General features: G+C 35.0%; 6 protein-coding genes. 2 read left to right on the top strand and 4 right to left on the bottom strand.

Translation table 11 applies throughout. The features are described from left to right. The first annotated feature begins 48 nt into the window (after positions 1-48). Positions 49-258: a hypothetical protein gene (locus LKL37_RS22095; protein ID WP_431612412.1), complete on the top strand. Its 210-nt coding sequence runs from the start codon at positions 49-51 to the stop codon at positions 256-258. 313 nt (positions 259-571) lie between these two features. Here LKL37_RS22095 and LKL37_RS22090 read toward each other — a convergent pair whose 3' ends face one another. Then, positions 572-2,200 carry a tetratricopeptide repeat protein gene (locus LKL37_RS22090; RefSeq protein ID WP_431612413.1) on the bottom strand — a complete coding sequence of 543 codons (1,629 nt, stop codon included), beginning with the start codon at positions 2,198-2,200 and terminating at the stop codon, positions 572-574. 301 nt (positions 2,201-2,501) lie between these two features. On the opposite strand from LKL37_RS22090, the gene LKL37_RS22085 reads away from it, so the two are divergent. Next, positions 2,502-3,662 (top strand): thioredoxin family protein, encoded by a 1,161-nt coding sequence (locus tag LKL37_RS22085; RefSeq protein WP_431612414.1) that lies wholly within the window; start codon positions 2,502-2,504, stop codon positions 3,660-3,662. 72 nt (positions 3,663-3,734) lie between these two features. Here LKL37_RS22085 and LKL37_RS22080 read toward each other — a convergent pair whose 3' ends face one another. The 3 genes from LKL37_RS22080 to LKL37_RS22070 form a co-directional block, all read right to left on the bottom strand. Further along, positions 3,735-4,469: a hypothetical protein gene (locus tag LKL37_RS22080; RefSeq protein ID WP_431612415.1), complete on the bottom strand. Its 735-nt coding sequence runs from the start codon at positions 4,467-4,469 to the stop codon at positions 3,735-3,737. 248 nt (positions 4,470-4,717) lie between these two features. After that, a complete protein-coding gene (locus LKL37_RS22075; RefSeq protein ID WP_431612416.1) occupies positions 4,718-5,452 on the bottom strand; it encodes a hypothetical protein in 735 nt (244 codons plus the stop codon). 137 nt (positions 5,453-5,589) lie between these two features. Then, positions 5,590-6,612: a 3-oxoacyl-ACP synthase III family protein gene (locus LKL37_RS22070; protein ID WP_431612417.1), complete on the bottom strand. Its 1,023-nt coding sequence runs from the start codon at positions 6,610-6,612 to the stop codon at positions 5,590-5,592. Positions 6,613-6,651: the final 39 nt, after the last annotated feature.

Here is a 6,651-nt window from a genome sequence, read left to right as displayed (position 1 = left end):
AATTAAATTCTTATATTTGATTAACACCAAACATTAAAATTGACTATTATGAAAAAATTCTGGATAGGAGCTATTCTTGGACTTCTTTTTCTTGGAAGTTGTGCTCAAAACAAAGAAAAAAGAGAAGAATATAAAGATGCCCACGACAAAGATTCATTAAGAAACAGAATGGGAGATTCTGCTGTGGCTAATTCTATACCTTCGCCTTCAGCCTCTGATACATCAAAAACCAAAACCGACAGTACAAAAGTTAAATAAAATCACAAATCCACAGTAATCTGTGGATTTGCACTTAAAAAAACTTGACTGAAAAAAAACCGGGCAATCAACCCCGATTATGAGATATAGTTCATATTCCTGGACAGAATATTTACGTAAAAATTAAAAATTGGGAATTGCAGTTTCTCTTAAATCTTTATTCGGAAGAAAAAATAAAAGTAATAAGCTGTATCAGGATTGTGTCATGTCCTGTGAACTGGCGCAAAGATAGGACAGCAAAGGTTTCCGGTAAAATAATAGGTTGTTCATTTTCGCGAAAATAGAGAGATAGAATTTTAATAACTATCTTCTTTTAATCATTTTCAGTAAAATGAACATTTTTATCTGATTGATTTTCAGCATCAATATACTTAATATAGGCTGATGGAGAATAGTCTGTAACCGCTTTGAAAACAGCAGCAAATTTACTGTGGGAAGAGAAGCCGCATTCGTCAGCAAGGATGCTGATCTTATACTGCCTGTACTTCTCATCATTGATCAGTTTATCTACAATATAATTGATTCTTAAACGGTTAATATACGTTTTGAAGTCAGCACTTTTATGCTGATTGATTACATAAGACAGATATTTTGTATTCGTATTCAGTTCGCCTGCAAGGAAAGACAAAGACATCCCTTTATTGTTATAAAGATTACCTTTTTCAAAATTTTCAAGCAGTTCAAGCAGCTTTGATTCTGTTTCTGAAGTCATCAGAGAATCATTTCGTCTGCGGTCTGCTTCAGAGTCTTTTTCATCAATTTCTTCCACAGATATATTGGAAAACTCAGAATCATTAGTTTGCTTTAAAGGATAATGATTTCTTTTACTAATTAAATTTAGCTGGCCTCTTATGATATTTCTAAACTTTGAACGTTGTTTTTTCTGCTTTGTTCTAAAGAAAACCAGCAAACCAACCAATGAAGTAAACAGGATTATGATCGTAGCATTTTTTACCAAATTCATTTGTCCGCCCTTTTTATTGGTCTTCGCTTTCAGAGTCTCAAAACTCTTGCCTGCAAAGCTTTGATTGCGGGCAGCAATGCTGTCATAGGTACGTACATATTTCACTGCATATAAAGAGGCTTTATAATTATCCCCTATTCCTTCATAATAATCATTTATATTGGAGTACACGGCCTTTTTAAGTTTAAGGCTTCGGGAAGTGTCAGCTATTTTTTCTGCTTTTTTAAGATATAGTTCCGCATCTTTCCAGTTTTTCTGTTTCAAACGGATACCACCCAAACCATTATAGACTAAACCCAGTGTACAGGTTCCATCTTTGAGCAGCCCTTCTGCTTTTTTATAATAATCTTCAGAAACGGAATAGTCATTAAGCTTGAAATAAACATCTCCCAATAACTGATAGGAAGCCGCTGCAGTTCGGTCTTCACTATTGCTGTTTATTTTTTCAAAATATTTTAAAGAAGATTCAATATACCGTATTGCATTGGGATAATTACCCAGTTCCATTTCATAGAAGGCCATTTCCTGATTCAACAGCCCTGCGGCCTCATTACTTTTTTGAAAATCGGTAATTCTGCCGGAAGCTTCCAGCCCTTTTATAATGTATTTTTTTGATCTTTCGTATAACCCTACCTGTCTATATTGCTTCGCAAGTAATCTGGTGACAACAGACATCCACTCCGGATCATTAATCTGATTAATTACCGAATGGGCATTTTCACTAAAACAAATTGCTTTTTTAAGTTCACCAGCGTGATGATAAAGCTCTGAAGAAAGAACAAGACATTTTATTTTTTCCGAGGGCTGCTGTGCCTTCATATAAAGAGAATCTGCTGTTTTGATCGCTTTCGGCAAATCTTGATAAGCCGTAATGGAAGAGGTCTTTTCACAGATAAGATCAAAGCTGCTTTTTTTCTGCGCGAATATGGGGACTGCTGTTATCAGCAAAAACAAAAGTTTCAATAGATTATTAGACATAGAAAAACAAATTATTATTTTTATTCTATAATAATTCATCATTGTTTTCAAAAGGTGTCTTTTTGTTTTTTACAAAACTAGTGATATTTTATTTTTTATTAAAATATTATATTGAAATTTAACTATTTAACCAAAAACAGTCATTTGTGTTAATTTTAATAATTACACAAAAACAATAGACGATTATCTTTCATATCACTCTATCTCTGTTTTAAAACTAATGTTACCTTAAAATTATTTTCAATATGAACGGCTTAAGTGTCATCATATTTATTACATTTGCAGGGAATAAAAAGTTTTTATGAAAAAAATAGCCATATTTTCCTCAATTTTTATAGGAGTCCTTGCATGGGCACAGGGAATTAAATTTGAAGAAGGCAATTTCGCCTCTATCATTGCTAAAGCAAAAAAAGAAAAAAAACTGATCTTCATTGATGCATATGCTTCATGGTGTGGGCCTTGTAAACTGATGGTGAAAAATATTTTCCCGCTTCAGTCTGTAGGAGACTACTATAATTCTCACTTTATCAATGCTAAGATTGACATGGAAAAAGGAGAAGGAATAGAGCTGGCAAAAAAATATAATGTAAAAGCATTCCCTACTTACCTTTTCATTGATGGCAACGGTGAGGCAGTACACAGAACGCTGGGATATGTGGAAGAAAAAGATTTCATCCAGTTTGCAAAAGATGCTGAAGATCCAAACAAAAGGCTAACCTCTTTAAAACAACAGTTTGAAAAAGGTGAAAAAGATCCTGAGTTTTTAAAGAACCTTGCCGGACTTACCATGTATAATGATGCTGAGTTTGCCGGTAAAGTAATGAACCGTTATTTTCAGCAAAAACCTACTTTAGATCAGGAAGATATTCAAATGCTTCTTTCAGGGGTACAAACTACGGACAGCCCTTTGTATAAAATTTTTCAGGATAAAAAAGCAGATATCGTTAAATTCTTCCCGGAAGATAAGTATGAAAAGTTCGACAAGAATATAAAACTGAATACCGTTTCGAAAAAAGCGTATAATGCAGATACCAAAACATGGAATGACAGTTATTTCATGTCTGAAACTCAGAAATTCCTAAGCAAAGAAGAAGCTGAAAAGATCTTAAAAAGAATGAAAGCCAACAGAGCTTTAAAGAATAAAGATATTCCTGAATATGAGAAATTAATTCTTGACCTGTATAAAGATTATTCTGCCGCAGGTTCTGAAGAACTGAATTCTCTTGCATGGAATTTCTTTGAAAATGTAAGCAATAAAACTTCTCTGGAAAAAGCCATTACATGGGCACAGGAATCTGTAAAGAAAGACCAGAATTTTGCCAATACCGATACTTTAGCTAATCTTTATAATAAAGTAGGTGATAAGAAAAATGCAAAAATGTGGGCTGAAAAATCTATAGAACTTGCAAAAAGCACCGGACAGGATTCTTCTGACACAGAAAAATTATTAAAAAGTCTTTAATAGTTGCTAAAATTAAAAACAAAACCCACAGAACTGAAATTCTGTGGGTTTTTTATTATGTTTTAAAAGTATTTAGTTATTATATACCAAAACCTGCATTTTAGTAAGCATTGCTTCCGTATCTCCGTTATATCCGGCAAAAGTAGACGGAACCACATTAACAGTGGCTGCTCCTGCCCACGCAACGTACTGAACCTTAAAAACATAGGTTCCAGCAGGCAAACTGACAGATTTTAAAAATGTTACCGGAACAGGCATATTGACTAATCCTCCTAAATTAAAGGAAGCAGGAGTAGCAGTTCCTTGGGCTGTATTAGGAAATATACCTGCCTTAGAAACATATGCTGACGAAATTTTAGTCCCATCCTGCAAAAGAGTGAAAACTCCTTGAGAAGTTGTACCAGTACTAATATCCAATGCATACCCTATAATGGTAAATAAAAATGTTTGGGTTCTTCCGGCAGGAACGGTAAGTGTAACCGTAACTCCTGGCACATCAATTGTTTGCCCTGCAGTAGCACTAGCCGCTGTAGTTCCCTGAACATAAGTTGCACTGTTGATGCTTCCGCTTACTGTATTTAAACTTTGCCATGCCGGTGCAGTTCCTGTTCCCTGAGAAGTAAGAATCTGCCCTGATGTTCCAGCCGAACCGGCTGTTGTAGCGTTTCCACCTACGTTTAGTTCATTTACTACCTGTAATGAACCATTAACATGTAAGGTTTTTTGAGGAGTAGATGTAGCTATCCCTACTTGGGCAAATAGAAATAAGGGAGCCAAAAAAGCACCAATTAATAAATAGTTTTTCATGTTTTTGTTTTTAGAATTTTTAACGTAATAAAGTTACAGTAAAAAACTATTTAATATTTCACTTTATAATTAATATTTTCAATCAAAAAAAAGTCAATTACACTACAAAATCTATAATACAAAAATTAATTTTCAAAACTGATAAAAATTGTGCAATTTTTTAAGATCGGGATTAAAGGATTAAAAGATCTTGGCCAGATATTCTATAAAAACCGCAAACAAAAGTTCACGGTTTTTTGCTTTTTGTCTTAGTTATTATATACAAGAATCTGCATTTTTGTAAGCATTGCTTCCGTATCTCCGTTATATCCGGAAAAAGTAGACGGAACTACATTAACACTGGCAGCCCCTGCCCAGGCAACATATTGAACTTTAAATGTATAAGTTCCTGCCGGAAGACTTACAGATTTTAAAAATGTTACAGGAACAGGCATATTTACAAGTCCTCCTAAATTAAAGGAAGCTGGAGTAGAAGTTCCCTGGGCAGAATTAGGAAAGATCCCTGCTTTAGAGACATACGCAGAAGAAATTTTAACTCCGTCCTGCAAAAGTGTAAACACTCCCTGAGAAGTTGTACTGGTAGTAATATCCAATGCATATCCTATAATGGTAAATAAAAAAGTTTGGGTTCTTCCCGCAGGAACAGTGACTGTAGCAGTAACACCCGGTACATCAATTGTTTGTCCTGCGGTAGCACTGGCTCCTGTAGTTCCCTGAACATACATTGCACTGTTGATGCTTCCACTTACTGTATTTAAGCTTTGCCATACTGGTGCAGCACCCGCTCCCTGAGAAGTCAAAATCTGTCCTGTTGTACCCGGAGAGCCAGCAGTAGTAGCATTTCCACCTACGTTTACTTCATTCACGACCTGTAAAGATCCGTTAACATGAAATGTTTTTTGAGGAGTTGCAGTCTTAATACCCACTTGGGCACTCAAAGATAAGGAAGCTAGAACTGCTCCAAAAAATAAGTGTTTTTTCATTGTAGTGTCTTATAAAATTATCATGACAAAGGTATATTTTAAAAAAATACATCTTGCAATAATGAATCAAAACATAACACTTTATCGAAAAAAATCTACAAAATCACTCCATTTTATTTACTTAATACATGAAAACATTAATATTCAAACAACACACTTCCCCACGTAAATCCGCTTCCGAAGGCTGAAAGAAGTACCAGATCACCTCTCTTTATCTTCCCTTGTTCAATTGCTTCACTTAAAGCAATTGGAATAGAAGCTGCAGTTGTATTTCCGTATTTCTGAATATTATTAAAGACTTTTTCGTTTGGTAATCCGAATTTTTCCTGTACAAACTGGGCAATTCTCAGATTTGCCTGATGTGGAATAAACATATCCAGATCTTCAACTGTTTTTCCTGCTTTGTTCAATGCTTCCATCATCGTTTCAGGGAATCTTGTTACAGCATGTTTGAATACGAAGTTTCCGTTCATGATTGGATATACTTCTTTGTTGGTTACATTTTCAGGATCTTTTCTCATTCTGTCGCTCCATCCGAATTTTGAGCCTGGGAACTGCGTACAAAGATCGTCTGCATATTTTCCTTCAGAATGCATATTCATTGCTAAAATATCTCCTGCATTTTCATCTTCTGATGCAGAAAGTACAACCGCCCCTGCTCCATCACCGAAAATGACAGAAACTCCTCTTCCTTCATCGGAAAAATCCAATCCGAAAGAATGAACCTCAGCTCCTACCACAAGAATATTTTTATAAGTCCCTGACTTGATAAATGCATTTGCCACACTCATAGAATATACAAATCCTGAACACTGATTTCTCACATCCAGTGCTCCGATTGTATCACATCCCAACATATCCTGAAGCAATACCCCACATCCAGGAAAATAATAATCCGGTGATAGGGTGGCAAAAATAATATAGTCGATATCTTTTGACGTAAGACCAGCATTCTGAATCGCTTTTTCTGAAGCCTTAAAACCTAGATAAGCGCTGGTTTCCTGAGAGTCGTACCTGTTTTTTCTATGTCTCCTTTCCTTGATACCTGTCCTTTCCGTAATCCATTCATCATTGGTAGTCATCAGTTTTGCTAAATCATCATTTGTAACAATGTTATCTGGAACATAAAATCCCACACCTTTTATTGTACTTTTAATCATATAGTTTTTTAATTTTGGCAAAGATAAAACTTATTTAAC

The organism is Chryseobacterium sp. 'Rf worker isolate 10' (genome assembly GCF_050753305.1).
Classification (GTDB): domain Bacteria; phylum Bacteroidota; class Bacteroidia; order Flavobacteriales; family Weeksellaceae; genus Chryseobacterium.
The sequence above is the reverse complement of the archived record's forward strand: the minus strand, read 5'-3'. Positions and strand labels throughout refer to the sequence as shown.

Excerpts from the sequence above, each read along its gene's own strand:
- LKL37_RS22095 (WP_431612412.1), top strand. The coding sequence starts at position 49 with ATGAAAAAATTCTGGATAGGAGCTATTCTTGGACTTCTTTTTCTTGGA.
- LKL37_RS22080 (WP_431612415.1), bottom strand. The coding sequence starts at position 4,469 with ATGAAAAACTATTTATTAATTGGTGCTTTTTTGGCTCCCTTATTTCTA.
- LKL37_RS22070 (WP_431612417.1), bottom strand. The coding sequence starts at position 6,612 with ATGATTAAAAGTACAATAAAAGGTGTGGGATTTTATGTTCCAGATAAC.
- LKL37_RS22085 (WP_431612414.1), top strand. The coding sequence starts at position 2,502 with ATGAAAAAAATAGCCATATTTTCCTCAATTTTTATAGGAGTCCTTGCA.
- LKL37_RS22090 (WP_431612413.1), bottom strand. The coding sequence starts at position 2,200 with ATGTCTAATAATCTATTGAAACTTTTGTTTTTGCTGATAACAGCAGTC.
- LKL37_RS22075 (WP_431612416.1), bottom strand. The coding sequence starts at position 5,452 with ATGAAAAAACACTTATTTTTTGGAGCAGTTCTAGCTTCCTTATCTTTG.